General features: G+C 49.6%; 15 protein-coding genes. 10 read left to right on the top strand and 5 right to left on the bottom strand.

The features are described 5' to 3' along the window. Nucleotides 1–59: 59 nt before the first annotated feature. From JMI88_RS06805 to JMI88_RS06775, 7 genes are all read left to right on the top strand, one after another. The gene (locus JMI88_RS06805; RefSeq protein ID WP_201361042.1) at nucleotides 60–1,367 is read left to right on the top strand and encodes an acyltransferase family protein; all 1,308 of its coding nucleotides are present in this window, start codon (nucleotides 60–62) and stop codon (nucleotides 1,365–1,367) included. Between the two features lie 78 nt (nucleotides 1,368–1,445). Further along, a complete protein-coding gene (locus JMI88_RS06800) occupies nucleotides 1,446–1,688 on the top strand; it encodes a DUF6582 domain-containing protein (protein WP_201361041.1) in 243 nt (80 codons plus the stop codon). A 385-nt stretch (nucleotides 1,689–2,073) separates the two neighbouring features. Next, nucleotides 2,074–3,138 (top strand): pyruvate dehydrogenase (acetyl-transferring) E1 component subunit alpha, encoded by a 1,065-nt coding sequence (gene pdhA / locus JMI88_RS06795; protein ID WP_201361040.1) that lies wholly within the window; start codon nucleotides 2,074–2,076, stop codon nucleotides 3,136–3,138. A gap of 2 nt (nucleotides 3,139–3,140) precedes the next feature. Then, the gene (locus JMI88_RS06790; RefSeq protein WP_201361039.1) at nucleotides 3,141–4,130 is read left to right on the top strand and encodes an alpha-ketoacid dehydrogenase subunit beta; all 990 of its coding nucleotides are present in this window, start codon (nucleotides 3,141–3,143) and stop codon (nucleotides 4,128–4,130) included. A gap of 5 nt (nucleotides 4,131–4,135) precedes the next feature. Further along, nucleotides 4,136–5,440, top strand: a complete 1,305-nt coding sequence (locus tag JMI88_RS06785) for a dihydrolipoamide acetyltransferase family protein (protein ID WP_201361038.1) — start codon at nucleotides 4,136–4,138, stop codon at nucleotides 5,438–5,440. Between the two features lie 300 nt (nucleotides 5,441–5,740). Beyond that, nucleotides 5,741–6,652 carry a hypothetical protein gene (locus JMI88_RS06780; protein WP_201361037.1) on the top strand — a complete coding sequence of 304 codons (912 nt, stop codon included), beginning with the start codon at nucleotides 5,741–5,743 and terminating at the stop codon, nucleotides 6,650–6,652. Between the two features lie 82 nt (nucleotides 6,653–6,734). After that, nucleotides 6,735–7,076 carry a hypothetical protein gene (locus JMI88_RS06775; RefSeq protein ID WP_201361036.1) on the top strand — a complete coding sequence of 114 codons (342 nt, stop codon included), beginning with the start codon at nucleotides 6,735–6,737 and terminating at the stop codon, nucleotides 7,074–7,076. A gap of 60 nt (nucleotides 7,077–7,136) precedes the next feature. Here JMI88_RS06775 and JMI88_RS06770 read toward each other — a convergent pair whose 3' ends face one another. Beyond that, nucleotides 7,137–8,255: an NADH:flavin oxidoreductase/NADH oxidase gene (locus JMI88_RS06770; protein WP_201361185.1), complete on the bottom strand. Its 1,119-nt coding sequence runs from the start codon at nucleotides 8,253–8,255 to the stop codon at nucleotides 7,137–7,139. 272 nt (nucleotides 8,256–8,527) lie between these two features. Next, nucleotides 8,528–10,279 carry an aldehyde dehydrogenase family protein gene (locus JMI88_RS06765; protein WP_201361035.1) on the bottom strand — a complete coding sequence of 584 codons (1,752 nt, stop codon included), beginning with the start codon at nucleotides 10,277–10,279 and terminating at the stop codon, nucleotides 8,528–8,530. Between the two features lie 559 nt (nucleotides 10,280–10,838). On the opposite strand from JMI88_RS06765, the gene JMI88_RS06760 reads away from it, so the two are divergent. Further along, on the top strand, nucleotides 10,839–14,126 hold the full coding sequence (locus JMI88_RS06760; protein ID WP_201361034.1) for a S41 family peptidase: 3,288 nt from the start codon (nucleotides 10,839–10,841) through the stop codon (nucleotides 14,124–14,126). A gap of 223 nt (nucleotides 14,127–14,349) precedes the next feature. Continuing rightward, nucleotides 14,350–14,931: a DUF4870 domain-containing protein gene (locus tag JMI88_RS06755; RefSeq protein WP_201361033.1), complete on the top strand. Its 582-nt coding sequence runs from the start codon at nucleotides 14,350–14,352 to the stop codon at nucleotides 14,929–14,931. Between the two features lie 266 nt (nucleotides 14,932–15,197). On the opposite strand, the gene JMI88_RS06750 is transcribed toward JMI88_RS06755, so the two are convergent. Both JMI88_RS06750 and JMI88_RS06745 read right to left on the bottom strand, forming a co-directional pair. Further along, entirely contained in the window at nucleotides 15,198–15,689 is a 492-nt protein-coding gene (locus tag JMI88_RS06750; RefSeq protein WP_201361032.1) for a hypothetical protein, read from the bottom strand. Nucleotides 15,690–15,845: 156 nt separating this feature from the next. Next, entirely contained in the window at nucleotides 15,846–16,046 is a 201-nt protein-coding gene (locus tag JMI88_RS06745) for a hypothetical protein (RefSeq protein ID WP_201361031.1), read from the bottom strand. 422 nt (nucleotides 16,047–16,468) lie between these two features. On the opposite strand from JMI88_RS06745, the gene JMI88_RS06740 reads away from it, so the two are divergent. After that, a complete protein-coding gene (locus tag JMI88_RS06740) occupies nucleotides 16,469–17,758 on the top strand; it encodes a S53 family peptidase (protein ID WP_201361030.1) in 1,290 nt (429 codons plus the stop codon). Nucleotides 17,759–17,837: 79 nt separating this feature from the next. On the opposite strand, the gene JMI88_RS06735 is transcribed toward JMI88_RS06740, so the two are convergent. Beyond that, nucleotides 17,838–19,631, bottom strand: coding sequence for a WD40 repeat domain-containing serine/threonine protein kinase (locus JMI88_RS06735; RefSeq protein ID WP_201361029.1), 1,794 nt, complete (start codon nucleotides 19,629–19,631; stop codon nucleotides 17,838–17,840). Nucleotides 19,632–19,816: the final 185 nt, after the last annotated feature.

Raw genomic sequence — 19,816 nt, 5'->3', positions numbered from 1 at the left:
GAGCCGATAAATAGAGGCAAACTGATAATCGTTCTATCAGATATATATAGATTGGGTATATGGCATTGATCGCTTCATCAAAAGTTATCCCGAAAAAAAACACTATTACTGTTCTGGATGGCGTGCGTGGTTTTGCCTGTTTACTGGTAATCTTTTATCATGTTAACCTCTTTTCTCGTGTGAAGCACGTCTGGAATCTTAAAGATACGGGGAGCATCATTGCTGCCGTGTCTGTGGTTGGTAGCTGTGGTGTGACACTCTTTTTTGTGCTGTCAGGCTTCTTGCTATTTTTGCCCTATGCGAAATCGATGATTTTTCAAGAGCCCTGGCCTTCGATGCGCACTTTTTACATACGGCGTATTTGCCGTATCTGGCCGGGTTATTACTTCGCGCTCTTTTTTCTGATCATATTTGCAGCGCCAATCTATTTACAGATCGATCATTGGAAACAACTTGCCCTCTTTTTTACCTTTTTAATGGATTCCTCTCGCCGTACCTATCAAGCCATCAACGGCCCCTTCTGGACCCTGGCGGTCGAGTGGCAATATTATATGCTCTTGCCATTTATTGCCCTGGGTATCCGCTGGTTTGTATCAAGATGTGAAGATAAGTGGAAGGTGACCACGCTATTCACCTGTTTGCTGGCAATGGTCTTGTGGGGCCTCACAACGCGAGCCTGGGGACGTTCCTGGGAAATAAATCCCCATCAGCATTTATGGGTACCATCGTATGTGCATTATGCCATTAAATTTGTGATCTATGGTCAGAGCGGAAAATATCTCGAAGACTTCGCCATCGGAATGATGATCTGTACCTGCTATCTGCTGACCCAGCGGCGGCCCGAGCAAAAGATGAGTATATTTATCAAACGCTATAGCTGGTGTATCTGGTTAGCGGGTGTCATCGGTTTCTGCTTCATGACATTCTGGTATGATACTCCTTTGTATTCAGTCCTGGTGCCCTATATTGGAGCGCATAACTGGCTCTATGAGCTCAGCTTCTCCATCAGTTTTGGTCTGTGTATTCTTGGTGTGCTCTTTGGACCGCCTGTGATTACCTGGTTATGGGAAAGCGCACCACTGTGTAAGATAGGCATGTTATCCTATGGACTTTATATCTGGCATGAGCCGACATTGTTCTGGTTTATGGATAATGTCTTTCAATATTTTTCCTCCTGGCCGGCTGGAATCCGATATGGGTTATACTGGCTTTGTGTATTTTGCCTGTTAATTCCTTTTTGTTATGTGCTCTATCGCTGTATCGAATTGCCTGGTGTTAAACTGGGAGCTTACTATACCAGATCCAAGAAAGCTATGCAGCCGGTAACCGATCAAGCTACTAAGGAAACTGTAACCCTGCAGCCATAAAGTAGCTCATCTCGTTTCAACTGCCATTCGTGTAACATAAAAGTGAGTTTACTTTCTCTACAAGAAAGGAAAGACACTATGGCAGACTTAAAGACACATAAACGAGATACGCTCTCTGATAGCGATTTTGCCTTCCCTAAGGAGCGCAAAGAGCCATTGACTGATGCATCGCATGTGAGAAATGCACTGGCCCGCTTCGATCAGGTGGAAGGGGTCAGCGACGCAGAGAGGGACGAGGCCTGGAAACGTATCAAGCGAGCCGCCAAAAAGTTCGATGTAGAGATACATGAGAGCGACTGGCGCGAATTAAAAAAGCGATAAAAAATGAGCAGCATCCTCTGGGTGCTGCTTATTTTTTATCGCTTCCTATATTGTAGTGTCTACCTTTAATGTTTAAGAACACAGATGGAATAATATATAGCCAGCTAAATTGGCCTTGTGATATGATAGCGAATGGTTTGTTCTGTTCGTGAATGTCAGTATGAGTAAGTTTTTGGTAGCTAGCTAACAGTATCTTCTACCTATTGAGTGGTCATGTACCCACAATAGCATGGTAAACTTTTCAATACGTGTTACAATTATGTGGGATATGTCTATTAAAACACTGAGTATTTGGGTACGCACTCCAGACGAGTCAGAACTACCCTAGACAGACGAACATTCTCCAACTCCAACAAATAGTTACTAAAGAAAATCAGGAGACATCATGAGTACTGAGCAGCAAAAGCGACCGGATGGACGCGATGCCACCACAACAGATAAGCCTCGTGTCGTCACGCTGCCTGAAGACGAAAATCGAGAGACGCTGGTAAACTACTATCACCAGATGTTACTTATCCGTCGTTTTGAAGAAAAATCGGATGAGATGTACAAGATGGCCCGTATCGGCGGCTATTGTCATTTAAACCTGGGTGAAGAGGCCACTGTTGTCGGATTCTGTGCAGGCTTGGAAGCAAAAGATTACCTCTATACGAATTATCGAGAACATGGATACGCACTGGGCCGTGGCATCTCGGCAAATGCTGTAATGGCTGAATTGTTTGGCAAAGAGACAGGCTGTTCTTATGGTCGCGGCGGTTCTATGCACATGTTTAGCCTGGAACATCGCTTATTGGGTGGATATGGAATCGTTGGTGGGCAGGTTCCTCTGGCAGTAGGAGCAGCGTTTGCGGTTGCTTATCGCGGGTCTGATGAAGTTGTTGCGGTCCAGATGGGCGACGGCACAACAAATGGTGGCCCGTTCTACGAATCATTGAACCTGGCCAAGATTTACAAGCTGCCGGTTATTTTCTTTGTCGTCAATAACCAGTATGGCATGGGCTTACCTGTAGAAAAAGGATCGGCAGTTGCTGAACTGTATCGCAAAGGCTGTGCTTTTGACGTACGTGGAGAGCGCGTAGATGGTAACGACGTAATTGCGGTACGTGATGCGATGCGCCGAGCTACTCGCGCGGCCCGTGAAGAGCACGAGCCATATATTGTAGAAGCGGTCAGTTTCCGCCATCGTGGTCACTCTGTGATTGATCCAGATCGCTATCGTGACGAAGATCTGGTCAAAAAGGGTCGCTCTTTGGATCCCGTGCCAACGTTTGCGAAACGCCTGTTAGATGCGCGCCTGATCGATGAGCAGGGCTTACGCGCAATTGAAGATCAGGTTGAGCAAGTGGTAAACGAAGCCGTCAGATTTGCCGAGGAAAGCCCCTTCCCACCGGTCGAAAGTCTCTTTGACCATATCTACGCGTCTGACGAACATCTACAGGAGAGTAAGTAATAATGGCCGAAATAAGTTTTCGACAGGCGCTGAACGATACACTGCGCGAAGAACTCAAGCGCGACGAAAATGTTTTTTTAATGGGCGAAGAGATTGGTGTTTTTGAAGGTTCATACAAAATCACAGCTGGTTTGCTCAAGGAATTTGGACCCCGGCGTATCGTAGACACCCCGATTGCTGAGAATGGTTTTATCGGTATGGCCGTTGGCGCTGCCATGCTGGGCCTGCGTCCCGTGGTTGAGATCATGACCTTTAACTTTATTGCCCTGGCCATGGACGAGATCTTGAATCATGCCGCCAAAATCCATTACATGTTTGGTGGGCAGACGCCAGTGCCGATGGTCATTCGTACTCCCGGTGGTGGTGGCCAGCAGCTATCCGCGACCCACTCGCAGAATCTGGAAACCTGGTTCGCTCATATTCCGGGACTTCATGTCGTTGCGCCTTCTACTCCGGCCGATGCCAAAGGTATGTTGAAAACGGCGATCCGCAACAACAATCCAGTTATTTTCATTGAGCATCTGGGGCTCTACAACACCAAAGGCAATGTGCCCGAAGAAGACTACCTGGTCCCTTTTGGCAAAGCAAAAGTTGCTAAAGAAGGCACCGACCTGACCGTGATCAGCTATTCACGTATGGCATCCATGGCATTGGATGTGGCTCGGCGCCTGGAGCAGGAAAATAAATGGAACGTTGAGGTAGTTGACATTCGTTCATTGCGTCCGCTGGATAAAGAAACCATTGTCAATTCGGTGAAAAAGACCGGTCGTGCCATTATCTTTGAGGAAGACTGGCGCTCATATGGCATTGGTGCTGAAATTGCTGCCACGATCCAGGAAGATGCCTTTGACTATTTGGATGCTCCTGTCAAGCGTGTGGCCAACGTCGAGGTCCCGCTGCCATATTCCAAGCCCTTGGAGTCAGCTGCTCTGACCGGCGCCAAGCAGCTATTAGACGCCATCCATGAACTCGCGCCCCGCCGGAGGAGATAAAACGTATGCCCGAAGTGAATATGCCCCGACTCAGCGATACCATGCAGGAAGGCACCATCACACGCTGGCTGAAGAAGCCTGGTGATGAGGTAAAAAAGGGCGAAGTTGTTGCTGAGGTTGAGACCGACAAAGCCAATATGGAGATCGAGTCGTTTAGTGCCGGTATCTTAGAGCAGATTCTGGTATCTGAAGGTGAGACGGCTCCCATTGGTCAACCCATCGCAATAGTAGGCACTGGAGCGAATGTACAGACGCAACAGCAGGCCTCTAGCGTTAAAGCAGCGCCTTCTCAGAAAACTACGGCAGTCAGCGATGCCGGTAATGGCGTCCAGAACCAGCCTTCTGTGGAGCCTGGTCTGTCTTCTCAGAATGCCCGTGCCAATGGTGGACCGATTAAGTCTTCTCCTCTGGCACGACGCATGGCTGAAGAGCATGGGATTGATCTCCAGCAGATCAAAGGTACTGGTCCAGGTGGTCGTATCGTACGCGACGATATCGAGGATTATATCGAGCAGCAGCGCACAACCAAAGCGGCTCCCCAGGCTGCCCCCCAGGCAACAACTCCTGTGGCTGCTCCCGAGGCTGTGGCCGTGGCTGCTATCCAGCCCGAGGTGTCTACAGAGGACACGGAGATCGTCACGCTTTCCACTATGCAGAAGACCATTGCTCGCCGACTGACCGAATCCAAGCAGAGCGTGCCTCATTTCTACATTGGCAATGACATTGATCTGACGGATGCGCTGGAGATGCGCCTGAAGCTCAACGCGAATGCTGGCGAAGGCGGAGTCAAGATTAGCGTCAATGACCTGGTTATTAAAGCCTGTGCCCTGGCGCTGGAGAAGTTCCCCGAGGTCAATGGCTCATACCGCGATGGACAGTTCTTGTTGCACAAACATATTAATATTGGTATCGCTGTCGATGTACCTGCTGGACTGATTGTCCCGGTCATTCGTGATGCCAATATCAAAGGTCTGCGCACCATTGCGCGCGAGGCCAAGGCTCTGGTTGCTAAAGCGCAGGCTGGTAAGTTAACCCCAGCCGATCTGGAGGGTGGCACATTCTCAATTTCCAATCTGGGTATGATGGACGTAACTGACTTTGCGGCAGTGATCAATCCTCCGCAGTCCGCCATTCTGGCTGTAGCCGCTGCACGCAAAACCTTTGTCCCCATCGATAATCAGCCGGTCATTCGAGACATCATGCATGTGACCCTCTCGGCTGATCACCGTATTCTGTATGGTGCTACTGTGGCACGCTTCCTGCAAGAAGTCAAACGCTTACTGCAGAATATCTATCTGCTACTTGGCTAACAGCTGTTACTGTTTTACCGCCGATTAGCGGAAGTAATAGATGGAGAGCCCAACCTGTATCATTCAGGTTGGGCTCTCCATTTGTTTTTGTGATCGACACAGCGGTCGTCTGCTGTATGAGCAGAAAAAGGTGATTGCATGGTTGAAATGGGAAGAGACAAATAGGCTATCTTGCATCGAATATGGTGCATTAAAGGGCTAATAAATGCTATCCTATATATGGCATACAAAACATCATAATAAAAAATTTTACTGGCATGGCGAATAAGGTTGCATAGGTAGTGAGGGAAAGGAAACTGTATGTCGTACGATGCATCCAGGCATCAATTTGAGCACATTATAGCGACTATTTTTACCTGTCGCAGTGTCGTCAAGTATAATCTGACCTTAAGCGAAAACCAGAAGAGCGAATTGCTAGATGATATCGACACCGCTCTCGAAGTGCTGCGCACGCAACTGATTACCACTACATCCCCTGAGCTTGAAAAGGTTACGGTTCCCAGAAGCCAGAACAAAGGAATGCTGGTGTCTGTCACCGGGAGCGAGCCCGCCATCCAGAAGAAAGAAAGCACTGGCATCGATCAAACGTTGCAGGCGCTCTATCGCATGTATCATATCTATTTAGACACTCAGCAAACTACGAATATCAATACCTTTGTAACTCGCTTTAATGATATCATGACGATCCTCAATGATCTGCAGCGCCTGATTGAGGCAAATTACAGTTCTTATGAGACCTTTGTGTATCAGATATCACCTGACGATCCTCTCCAGCGTATCCGGGTTTTCATCGCAGACCTCTATTATATCTTTATGGAATTTGTGCGGCTGCTTTCTGAAGTGCTGCAACAGAATAATGTGCACCTGGATACCGACAAACTCACCTCGATGCAAGGTGATCCTGATATCAAGTTACTGAGTTCCTATCGAGACGATTTTGAGGAAGAGCATACAGGGGCGCACTATGACTTTACCTCATTGGCGCACGTGTATGCCAGTCATCAGCAACTGGATAAAATCAAGCACCTATCCAATCAGGTCGCTGATAGCACAGCTTTTTTAGAGTTTCTGAAAGAAAATATCGGCACAGGCACGCATAAACGTGATGAAATTGCCGCAAAGATCACCCTGGCTGTGCAATTGCTGGCTGATATGCAGGGGTTACTGCTTGAATATGGGCATGCCGCCTCGTTTTTGCTGCATCTCAGATAGGTAAGCGGTGAAGCGAAATAAGCTGATGAAGACTATTATATACAAGGACTACAGATAGATTGTTTGTGTTGGAGGATAGTTTATGAATGCAATGGCTATTGGGCATGCGGAATTGTATATCTACCCTGAAAAGGTGACGCCACATGATCGAATCTCGTCAGCGCAGCGCATTGATGTTACAAATACGCAAGAGCTGTTAGATGTGCTGACCTCAATGCCAGCTGAGACAAGCTTTAGCGTCCTGCTCGTCATCAATGATTGTGTGGTGGGCAACGGCAAGTACTTTATGACACATGAAACCGTGACTATTTTGCATGAGTATGGAGCCTGCGCTGGCTTCCTGGTCAAACCGTTGGCGATCCTACGTGAGGCGCGTCAGGAGCACCAGAGACGCTATAGTAGCCAGGATAATGGCCAGGAATAACTTTGTAGAGCCTGGCCATTATCCTGGTGCTTAGAAAAGCAGCGACCTCTCTGGATTACGCTATGACAACTTGGCTCGCTCGTACTGTTTGGGCCAGGCAATGTCCTGGGACAGTTCGCGGGCAGCCCTTAATGGCCAGTGTGGATCACGTAAGAGTTCACGGGCCAGGAAGATCATATCCGCTTGCTGCTGCTCTAAGATCTGATTGGCCTGTTTTGACTCGGTAATCAGGCCGACAGCTCCCGTAGGGATATTCGCTTCGCGGCGGATCCTTTCAGCAAAGGGTACCTGGTAGCCAGGGGCGACGGGGATCTTCGCTTTTTCGACATTGCCGCCTGAGGAGACATCTATCAGATCGACGCCATGTTCGCGCAGGGCATGACTTATCTCGATACTCTCTTCGATCGTCAAGCCACCTTCGATCCAATCGCTGGCTGAGATGCGCACCAGCAATGGCAGATCGGCAGGCATAATCTGACGAATAGCATCGGTAACCTCAAGCAAGAAACGCATGCGATTTTGCAGGGAACCGCCATACTCATCGGTACGATGATTGGAATAGGGAGAGAGGAACTCATGGATCAAGTAGCCATGGGCGGCATGAATTTCGAGGATTCGGAATCCCGCCTGTAACGCCCTGCGAGCACCCTGCTGGAAGCTACGTATCACTTTTGTAATCTCGTCGCTGGAAAGCTCAACCGGCAATGGATAATGTTGGGCAAAACGCAGCGTGCTTGGAGCAACCGTCTCCCAGCCACCGTCCTCACGTGCTACCTCGCCGCTTCCACTCCACGGTCTAAAAGTGCTGGCTTTCCTCCCTGCATGGGCCAACTGGATGGCTGGAATGGCGTTCTGTGATTTGATAAAAGCGCTAATGCGCGAGAGCATCTCTATGTGCTCATCGCGATAGATACCCAGATCCTGGGGAGAAATACGTCCTCGGGCCTCAACGGCGGTGGCCTCGGTCATCACCACGGCCGCGCCTCCGACAGCGAACGAGCCTAAATGTACCAGGTGCCAATCGCTCGCAAAGCCATCGGTAGCAGAATACTGGCACATGGGCGCTACCGCAATACGATTGCGCAAGGTCAAGCCACGTAATGTATATGGTTGAAATAATGGAACGGTATGTTGTATATGCTCCTGTTCACCTGATGAAGCATGTTGAGAATTGCTCATAGGGAGAGTCGCCATTTTGAATACTCCTTAGTTATAATTGGTGCTCATAGGAAAGACGTATTTTTAGCAGAGACCACCAGAGACGCATAATATCCACCAGCCACATCACGATTCTCTGATGGAATGATTCGTAATTTCTTACATAGAAACAAGTATGTTGCTGTGCATTATTCCAAACGTCTTTTGACAGGACGGGCAGAGCAGCAGGGAAAGTATGTCTCCTGTCGCTCTGCCCATCCTATAAGTCTGTCCGCATTATGCGGTGGGGGATGTTATCCAAATAATGCTGTTTTGATGATGGCTGGTATTTTTCGCCAGGAAGGGGATTGTTCAAATCGCACCATTTGCTTGAAGAGTTTGGGGGCGATCCTGGCCTGGCTGGTAAACCAGGGAGGCGTTGGCATACTTTTAAAAGGTGCATACAATACGCTTTTCTGAGGTCGCGAGAACATCAATGAATTATGCACAACATCATTGCCAGATTGAATATCATAGATTTCATGGCCAGGAAAGGCTCCCCAGGTAGTTGATCCAAGAACAAAACTGGTGCCGGCCCAATAGTTGACGCCAATGGTACCGTAGCGTAGCCGGGCGATCGCTCGCCCGACAGCAGCCGCGACAGCTGGATCTTTTAGCGAGCGTGGGTGGGCCAGCAGCGTGATATTGAGGGTGCCCCAGAGCTGCTCATTGGCGAACTGCACCGCGCGCTCAATATATTCAACTACACTGGCTGCGTCGAGGGCGGTCTCTGAGAAGAGACTACAGAACGCTTCGGTCGTAAAACACATATCGTCCGTATGGGTGGCATCAACATCCGCAATCAGTGTCCAGGGCAAATGTTGTGGATCGCCCGTACCAAATAGTTCAGCCTCCGGGTGCGCATCCAGAAAGGCCTGATAGCGATCGCGAGCGCCTGGATAATAGGCTTTGCGCGTCGGAAGGTGTGAGAGTACGCTTCGGATCTGCTGTAGCAATTCCTGGCGCTGAGACCAGTTTTTGTGCTGGATGATTACGCGGGTCGCATTACAGTTATAGCCCGCGTTATTGACGAGCATCGAAGCTATGTGCACGGCCTGATAGGCAATATCTTGCTGGCTCCATGGACCCGGTACCACAATGACAGGGCTGACATTACCTAATTCTCCCGTAACACGCTTAGAGATCAATGGCTGCCGGGCCGCTTTACGGGCCGCTCCCTCGGTTCCAGGTCCAAAGACAATGGCATCAAAAGTTTTATCGGAGCCCGTGATATGAATCTCATCAATGTTGGGATGCTGGCAGAGATAGGTACCTTCCTCGGCCCCACCGTAAACAACGCGCAAATAGCCGGGTTTGATCAGGGTGCGAAAGGCTTCTTTCATTAAAGGACTTAGATATGCATTAACAGGATTAGCTTTGAAGAGAACGACCTGGTTGTCTGTAAACAGCTTATAGAGCACATCAAGCGGACCGATGCTGGCGACATTGCCGGCACCGAGGACCAGCGCCACCTTGCCGGCAGGGGCTGGCGACTGATAGTTGACCGCCTGCGTTGAAGAGAGCGTCTCGGCCGTCACGCCCGGTTGCATCCAGACCTCGGCCTTCAGGCCCGAAAAGAGGACCCGATCATAGGAGCGAAATGGAAAGACCTGTGCCTTCACCTGACCATCCGGGCGCATACGTACAGGTCCTGGAATATGAGGATGACCATCTTTCTGAATATTGACCAGTGCCTGGCGCAATTGACGCAAACTATGTAACAACGCCCAGGTTCCAGCCGACCACTCATCGCCCGCGTATGGGGAATCCTCATCAAGCCCTTTTGCTTGTAGGCTGGCCGCCACCCAGCGCGGCGCCAGCGCAGAAAAATCAGCAATTAAGCTATCCACGATCCTGATACGCTCGGTAACGGACGTCTGAATCCAGTTCTCTTTTTGCTCAACGAGCACATCAATGGCGCCATCCATGTCCTCACGACTGGACGGGGCTAACGTGCTGGTTGCTGAAGGGAATGACGGACTTCCATGCTGTATGTTAATCGTCATCTTTGTCTCTCCATATAAAAATAGCTCGCACAGCTCTGTGTTTCTATCAGGCTTTATTCTATGTCAGCAGTGAATAGATAGCAAGATTTTCATTTATCGTCGTTGTTTGTTCCAATATCTTATTTTATATGCCTGACGTGTTTCAGAGAATATCACAATTTTCTAGCAACTAAAGTGGATTTTCCTCCTTCCAGGAAGACGAAGATATGCTAGAGTTAATAATTTTCTAGTAGAAGCGCGTTTAATTTACTGTAGAGCGTGTTCGAAAACTATACAGCTCGCGTCTGCACGCCAGAGAGATGATTCCCATGTTCATGGAAACGAAATATGCTCATAGCGCCGTTGATAAGCCGATTGAGATCCATATTTAGACGATCTGGCCATTGCTATGCTACAATATAGTTCATCCAATATATACCGTAACTGGTGCAACTATATTCCACCTATGCATATTTCAGTTAGGCGAGAAGGTATAGGCATTCAAATAATGCTCTATTTGTTGATGAATAGCAAAGCCGTGTACACATGTCCTCACGTACACTTCAGGTAAGGAGTCAGCATGCCATCACAGGGTTACGTACGTTTTCCAAATATTTTCCAGAATCAAATCGTCTTCGTCGCTGAAGATGATCTCTGGGTCGTTGCAACCGAAGGAGGGCGAGCCGAACGTTTAACCGCAGGAGTTGGAGAAGTAAGATATCCCCATTTTTCTCCTGATGGCCAATTATTAGCCTTTGTCGGCCGTGAAGAGGGTCCCAGCGAAGTTTATGTTATGCCCGCCCAGGGAGGGCCTGCCCAGCGCTTGACCTTCCAGGCAGGCAATTGCCGTGTGCTCGGTTGGTCACCTGATGGAGAAGAGATTCTCTATTCCAGTAATGCAGGCCAGTTCGCGGGACGCTTTGAAGTTATCTATGCGATCAAGCCAACGGGGGGCATGCCACGCTTGTTGCCGCTGGGTATGGCCAACGACATATCTTATAGCCGTGATGGCGGCGTGGTCATCGGTCGCAATATCAATATTCGCGAGTTCTCGCACTGGAAGCGTTATCGTGGTGGCACGGCAGGCCATTTGTGGTGTGACCGTAATGGAGATGGCAATTTTAAGCGTTTGTTACAACTTAATGGCAACGTAGCCGATCCCTGCTGGATCGGTGAGCGCATCTACTTTCTCTCGGACCATGAGGGTGTGGGAAACATCTATTCCTGTACGCCTGAAGGCGAAGATCTGCGCCAGCATACGCACCATACTGACTTCTATGCGCGCCACCTCTCAACCGATGGCACACGCCTGGTTTATCATGCAGCCGCCGACCTCTACCTGTTTGATCCCCGCAATGAGGAGCTACAGCATCTAGAGATTTCCTTGCCCAGCATCCGCACTCAGCGCAGCCGCAAATTCGTACAGGCCGCCAATTATATTGACTCCTACGCCCTTCATCCTCAAGGGCATATGTTGGCCCTGACCACGCGCGGCAAAGCCTTTACATTTGGCAACTGGGAGGGACCGGTTTTACAATATGGTGAACCCGACGGCGTACGCTATCGCTTCTTAGAATGGCTCGTTGATGGCAAGTGTCTGGTCGCTATCCATGACGCGCCGGGCCGTGAAGAACTGATCATTTTTACGCCCGACGCGGTGTCGGAACCCCGAACCTTTTCCGACATTGATCTGGGCCGCGTCACCAACCTCGTCGTTTCTCCCACCGAGAATGTCGTGGCGATCGCCAATCACCGTAACGAATTGCTAATGGTAAACCTGGATAAAGGAACCTCGCAGGTGCTGGATCGTAGTGATGCTGGTCGCATCGATGGCGTTGCCTGGTCGCCCGATGGTGCCTGGATTGCCTATGGCTTTGCCCTCTCATCGAATAAGACCGCTATCAAGCTCTGTAAGATTGAGACGGGCGAGACGCACCAGGTAACTGATCCCATTCTGCAGGACACCGACCCGGCCTTTGATCCAGAAGGCAAATACCTCTACTTCCTGGGTCAGCGCGTTTTTAATCCTGTACACGACAATCTCCACTTTGATTTAGGTTTTCCACGCGGCGTCAAGCCGTATGTCATTATCCTGCGCAAAGATCAGCGCTCTCCATTTATTCCTGAGTCTAAAGCTCCCGACGAGAAAGAAAAAGAGAAAGATAAGGAGAAAGAAGAGGGCGGCGAGAAAAAGGCTCAGAGCGAGACTGAAGCTCCGAAAGATGGTAGCCAGGAGAACAAAGAGAAGAAGGAAGAGGGGGCCAAAAAGGGCGCAGCAATTACTATTGACCTGGACGGCATCAGCGAGCGCATCTTGCCATTTCCCGTTTCGGAAGGGCGTTACACGCAAATTCGTGGCGTAAAAGGCAAGGCCCTCTTCCTCTCACATCCAGTGGAAGGGGCACTGAACAACACAACGCGCTCCAAAGGCTCACTGGAATACTACGATTTTGAGAATTATAAGACCGAGAAGCTATTCGACGGCGTAAGCAGCTTTGATCTCTCCCGCGATAACAAGGTCCTGGTTTATCTTAACCAGCATCGGCTCCGCGTTATCAAAGCTGGCGACAAGTTGAAGCCCGAGCATAATAGCAACGAACGAGCCAGCCGGGAAAGCGGCTGGATTGACCTGCAGCGCGTCAAAGTTTCGGTCCAACCATTTGCCGAGTGGAAGCAGATGTTTGCTGAAGCCTGGCGCCTGCAACGCGAACAGTTCTGGTCTGAAGATATGTCTGGCATTGATTGGGAAGCTATCTATCAGCAATATGCTCCCCTGGTTGAGCGTATCAGCTCGCGCTCAGAGCTTTCAGATCTCCTCTGGGAACTGCATGGAGAACTGGGTACCTCGCATGCCTATGAAATGGGAGGCGACGTACGGCATGGTCCCCATTATCGCCAGGGCTTTCTCGGCGTCGACTGGGTGTATGATGCCGAACAGGAACGTTATCGCATTGCCCGCATCGTAAAGGGAGATCCCTCCGACAGCCAGACGACTTCACCATTTACCAGTCCTGGTTTGAATGTGAAGGTCAACGATGCCGTCTTAGCGATCAACGGCCAACGCGTTGGGCCTAATCGGGGTCCCCAGGAACTGCTGGTGAATCAGGCTGGCAACGAAGTGCAGCTAACTATTGAGGACGCTGAGACCAAAGAGAGCCGTGTTGTAGTGGTCAAGGCCCTGGCCAGCGAGACGCTGGCCCGCTATCGTGAGTGGGTAGAGAGCAATCGGCGTATGGTTCACAAATTGTCCGACAACCGCGTTGGCTACATCCATATTCCCGACATGGGAGGCAATGGTTATGCCGAGTTCCATCGCGGCTACCTGTCTGAATACGACTATCCCGCGTTGCTGGTAGACGTACGATGGAATGGTGGAGGTAATGTTTCCGGATTGCTACTCGAAAAGTTAGCGCGGCGCCGTATTGGCTATGACTTTCCACGCTGGGGAAAGCCCGAGCCCTATCCTGGTGAATCGCCCCGTGGACCAATGGTTGCTTTAACCAATGAGCACGCTGGTTCAGATGGAGATATCTTCAGCCATAGCTTTAAATTAATGGGCCTTGGTCCCTTGATTGGCAAACGTACCTGGGGTGGTGTGATTGGCATCCATCCCCGTCATAAGCTGGTAGATGGAACAGTGACCACCCAGCCCGAATTCTCTTTCTGGTTCAAAGATGTGGGTTGGAATGTAGAGAACTATGGCACTGATCCAGATATTGAAGTGGATATTGCACCACAGGATTTTGTGCGGGAGGTTGACCCACAACTTGAGCGGGCCCTTGCCGAAGCACTGCGTCTGGTGAATGAGTATCCTACCCTCGAACCCAAACCTGGTGAGCGTCCCAGGCTAGGTCGACTCAATCACTAGCTCGCTCCCCAGCTATACTATGGCCGTCTGCAATACTGCAGGCGGCTCTTTTTATTTATGTCTAAGTAACGCTTATGCCTGAACAGTTAATGCTACCCGATCTATGGACTGCGACAAATTTGTGACAAATTTGCGATATTTTCTCCACATTTCAATTTTATACTGTCATTATTGAAGCTATGAATAATGAATAAGTCAATCAATGAGAAAAGGAGCAGTTCTCATGCAGCAATCATATCGTCCTGCACATGAAAATATGCAGCAGGAGCAGAATTATACAACCAGTTATAGCGCGGCACAGCCTGATGCGGCACAGCCTGATCCTCAAAGCTATGAGCAGCAATTTTACAACAGTCAGACAGGTGGCCAGGCTAGTGGGCCCTCGCAACCTTTTTATACTGTGCCTCCTCTGTTTGGCACCAACTTTGTGCTTATGCGACAGGGGCCAACAGCTGAAGCTAAACTGGTCGCCATCCTCAGCTATCTGGCTGGTTGGCTAACCGGCATGCTATTGCTGCTCTTCGTCAAAGATAATCGCTTTATTCGTTTTCATGCTATGCAATCTTTCTTGTTCTTTGGAGGCTACACAGTCTTCTTTATTGCGTTTCTTAACATTATTCATGCACACATTTTCTTCTTGAGCGGCTTTGCCATTTTTGCTTTTGTGCTCATGCACATTATTGTCGCGATTGGCTGGTTTGTAGGAGTGGTCGGTGCCATGAACGGTAAATATGTCAAACTACCATTTGTTGGCGACTGGGCAGAGCGTTTCGCTAATGGCGATACCCGGGGGACAGTGAAGTAAGGCGCGAAAAGCTTGCTTTTCGCGCCTTCGGCCCCTGACGATACGCGCCTACGGCGCTCAAAAAAGTTATATGTGGTGTTGCAAGAAATGCGCATATGCGCATTTCTTGCAACACCACATATAACTTTAGTTCTTAAAAATTTATATTCAGTTCTGCATAAAGAGCTCCATGAGCTCTTTATGCAGAACTGAATAACATAGGCCCTGGGTACATGCGCCCGCAAGGGGGTGAACTGCTTCCCAGTGCACTGGGAAGCAGCTTATTTTTAAGCGCTAACCTCAGTTTGCCAGACACGGCTGAATGCGGCGGCGGCATTGACGGTTACCAGGCCTGGCTGGGCCGGGCGGGCCGTTTCAGTAATTGACAGTACCTCTGAACCATCCAGATGAATATGGGTCTGTGCCTGATCCTGCACGAGGTGCAGCGTATGCCATTCAGTGGGATTGAAGGTATCGGGTAAGCTAATGACACGATTGACGACTGGAGCAATGCCCATGCTCTCTACGGCCAGAGTCCAGCGCTCTTGTCGCTTGAGCAGGCGTACATAGAGTTTCTCCTGTTCACTATATTGAGCCAGAATGCCCAGGGCAGGGGTGGTATCCTCATTATGCTCACTCAGTCGCAAGGTGGCTCCAAATTCGAACTGCTCCAGTAAAGAACCTTTTAATATAGTCCGCTCTCCATGAGAAAACTCTGTCTGCACGAGTGCATCTTCTTGCACATGCCAGTTTGAAACGAGGGTTTGGTCTGCAATCATTGGTGTTTTTCCATCCTAATTGATTTTGTATATAACGTTGACTTAAAACTCATCACAAAAATGCTCGATCAGGCAACAACCATTAAAGGTGGCCTGACGATGGCCAGTAAAGAGAGAAAAATGTGTCTGGTAAGATCTTGACCTCAGCGGCGAGGATTAGATGGCTATTAAAGTGGACACATAGACTGAGCCTGAAAAAGCCAGTAACAACTGATGCCAGGCTGACGATTTAATTTTGCTATTGAGCGTATTTGTCTGGAGTGGTACCTCGGGTGCCTCGTTGACTGAAAGCACAAGCTGATGATAACCCATACATTGATTAATAAAAAGAAAAGGAGCCGAGTGGAACTCTAGCATATCTTGCTCTGTAATGTCAATGCAGGTATTACCGAAGTCCTTCTTCATGAAATGCCGTCAGTACTGGTTATATGGGAAGCTATTGGTCTTGTTATCTGCGCCAATATGCCCAGGAATGACAGGACTTTTGTCTCCTCTATAGTGGAAAACGAACATTTCTTTGCTTTGCAATGCCCATTTCCTTGTGCTTGCACCCAGGAAAACAGGCATAGATCGAAGGACACGAAAACAGGAATGGAGTATAAAGGGCTAATCTATATAATGACCTTAAGGGAATTAGTGATGGATGATACGTACGTGCCAACAGCGTATGTCGTATGGTAGAAAGGATATATGTAGTGAGGGAACCCATGCAATATATTTCGCGTCTAAGTCAACCTCTGGTGTTTTTATTGGTCCTATTGTGCTGTGCAGCACCACTGATGAGCACCTCAATTCAGCGGCATGCCTCTCCAGGTGCTCTGACTCATATGGCCAGAGGCAAACAACTTGTACACTGGAAATTAAAGACCCCTCCGGTGGATGCCGATTGTCGATCACAAATGCAACTATCCTGCTATAGTCCAAATGAAATTCGCACCGCATACGGCTTAAATGCACTTTTGAATGCTGGTTTTACCGGTGCCGGACAAACGATAGTGATCATTGACTCGTTTGGGAGTCCGGACCCTCTCAAAGATTTAAAACAATTCGATGCTGACTACGGACTGCCTGATCCGCCCTCTTTTAAGGTTCTACATCCTCTGGGCACGGTAAAATTGGATCAGAATAACAGCGACCAGGTTGGTTGGGCGCAAGAGACAGATATGGACGTGCAATGGGCCCATGCGCTGGCGCCAGAAGCCAGTATCGTCCTGCTTACCAGTCCAGTCTCTGAGACGCAAGGTGTACAGGGTCTGCCAGAATTCCTCAAACTGGAGCAGTATGCCCTGGATCATCACCTGGGCACAATTTTTTCGCAAAGCTGGGGAACTACAGAAGAGACTCTGTTTACGCCCGCAGGCAAAAAAGCGATGCAGGATTTTGACAAATTTTATGAAAAAGCGACCCGCCAGCATGTGACTTTGCTGGCCTCGGCAGGTGATAGTGGCTCGGTCAACCCAGACGTCAACGGTAACAACTATCCCTTTCCAACGGTTGGTTTCCCGGCTGATTCGCCATGGGTAACAGCGGTAGGTGGCACCAGTCTGTATGCCGACACTTCCGGCAATTATCAGCGTGAAACGGTCTGGAATGAAGGGACTGGAAGTGCGACCGGCGGTGGCTACAGCAAAATTTACAGACAGCCCCTATTTCAGAAGCGGTATCTACCTTCTACTCTGTATAATCAATCTCATGGTTATCGTGGTATACCTGACATTGCCTTCAATGGTGATCCGTTAACCAGTGTTCCCGTGTACCTAGGTTTTATGCCCGAGCCGGGCTATTATATGTTTGGTGGGACCAGTGCTGGCGCCCCACAGTGGGCAGGGATGATCGCGGTTGCCAACCAGATGGCCGGCCATCCACTGGGTTTTCTGAATGATACGCTCTATAAAATTGGTAGCAACTCGCTTCTCTACAACCAGGCGTTCAACGACATTACTGTTGGTGATAACAAGCAGGGAAAAGTGGGAGGCTTTAGCGCCACACAGGGCTGGGATCCAGTAACGGGTTGGGGCACGCCTAAAGCAGGCTTTTTAATACCACTTTTAGCTCAGCCGCCCCGCTAGGCATTTACCGCAGGCTAATAAACAAAAAATGGAGAAGATGACGAATCTTCTCCATTTTTTGTTTAAAACGTGAATTTAGTTAATGCTGGTCATTTTTGACTTGCCAGACCTGGACGGTGCCGTTGCCATTGGCGGACACCACATGCGTACTGTCTGCTAACCAGGTGATAGCGTAGGCCGAAGATGAGCGCACATGATGGACCGAGGCATTACCGGCGTTGCTGGCATCCCAGATATGCACCTGTTGATCCTTACTGGCAGAGGCAATCCAGGCGCTATCGGGCGACCAGAGGACACTGCAGATCCAGCTACTATGGCCACGATACTGGCAGAGTTGATGACCCTTATTCAGCGGTTCCCAGACCTGGACCGTGTTATCCTCACCGGCTGACGCGATACGGGTACCATGGGTGGACCAATGAATGGCACGCACCCAGCTAGGATGACCACGATAGCTAAAGTGCTTCTTACCCTGCTGGCAATCCCAGATGTGAATATCGTGCCAGGCGCCCGAAGCCACCGCCTTACCATTAGGCGACCAGGCAATGGCGCGCACCCAGTGAGAATGGCCTGGATAGAGCAGTTGGAGCTGCCCACTACTAGCATTCCAGATATGCACATGATTATCTGGTCCATTGCTGGCTGAGGCCAGGTACTGGCTATCAGGGGACCACGCCAGGGCCAGTACCATACCTGCATGACCCGTGTAAATAGCCTGACACTGGCCAGTACTTGTATTCCATATATGGATAGTTCTATCCAGACTGGCAGATGCAATCCAGCGTCCATCGGGCGACCAGGCAATGCTGGTAACGCTGCTCATGTGTTCTTTGTAGAGGAGCGTGCTATCTCCCGTTGTCGCACCACGAACCTGGATGATGCGCTCACGACCTCCATAGGCAAAGCGTCGTTTATCCGGAGACCAGGCGACGGCATAAACGACATTGCCGTTGCCGGGTTCAGTTGTAGGCGAGTGCTCATTTTGCAAGAGAAGCATGCCAGGAGCAGGGGCCAGGGTTAGCTCTGATACTGGCAGAGAGGGTAACACTGTAACGTTTTTTTCCGCCAGATACGTTTCTTCTAGCGTACGAGCAAAGTCCAACACGCTGCTGAAGCGCAAATGTGGCTCCTTTTCCAGCGCGCGCATAATTACCGCTTCCAGTGCCGGCGTAATCGAGGACAGATCCTGGGACAGCGAAGAAGGGCGCGTAAAGGCATGTTGCACGACCACTTCCTCATACGTGCCATTGAAAGGGCGTTTACCGCTGAGCCACTCATAAGCCATAATCGCCAGGGCATATTGATCGCTGGCAGGCAGTGGCTTGCCTCTGGCCTGTTCTGGCGCCATATACGCGATCGTACCAGACACATCGCGTAGCTGATTGTGCGACGAACTCTGAGTCACAATTGCCAGCCCAAAATCACTCAGCAGGATCTCATCATTGCGACCCAGCAAAATATTCTCGGGTTTAATATCGCGGTGAATCAGCCGGGCACTATGCGCAACATGCAGCGCACTGGCGATCTGTTTAACAAAAACAACAACCAGGCCAGGTGGTAGCATCGTGCCTTTAGGATAGCGTTGTCGTAGCGAACCATGAGGAGCATAGCTCATTACAAGGAACGGCATATTGTCTTCAACCCCAAAGTCGAGCACACGCACGATATGAGGATGCTCTAACTGAGCGATCAGGCGGGCCTCCTGCCGAAAATGCTCCACCTCATCTGGTGAGAGTTGAGTATCAAGGATCTTAATCGCGGCGCATGTACCTAAATAAATATGTTCGCCTAAATAGACATCAGCAAAGCCCCCATGCCCGAGTAAACGGGTGAGGTGATAATGGCCAATCTGTTGACCGCTCCGGTCGGGCATACACAAACTTCCCAGGATGAATAACCCCTTTGTTTTTCAACGCTACTTTTGTATACTATTCACCTTAATTTTAGGGATGCAGAATACGACTGTCAAGGTGAATTTTTCGTCTTTTTTGTAAATGCCAAGAATCCTTTAGGAAGAGTATAAATGGCTGCGCTAGCAAATAAAAGAGTTGTGGAAGC

It is taken from the genome of Dictyobacter formicarum (assembly GCF_016587435.1).
The sequence above is the reverse complement of the archived record's forward strand: the minus strand, read 5'-3'. Positions and strand labels throughout refer to the sequence as shown.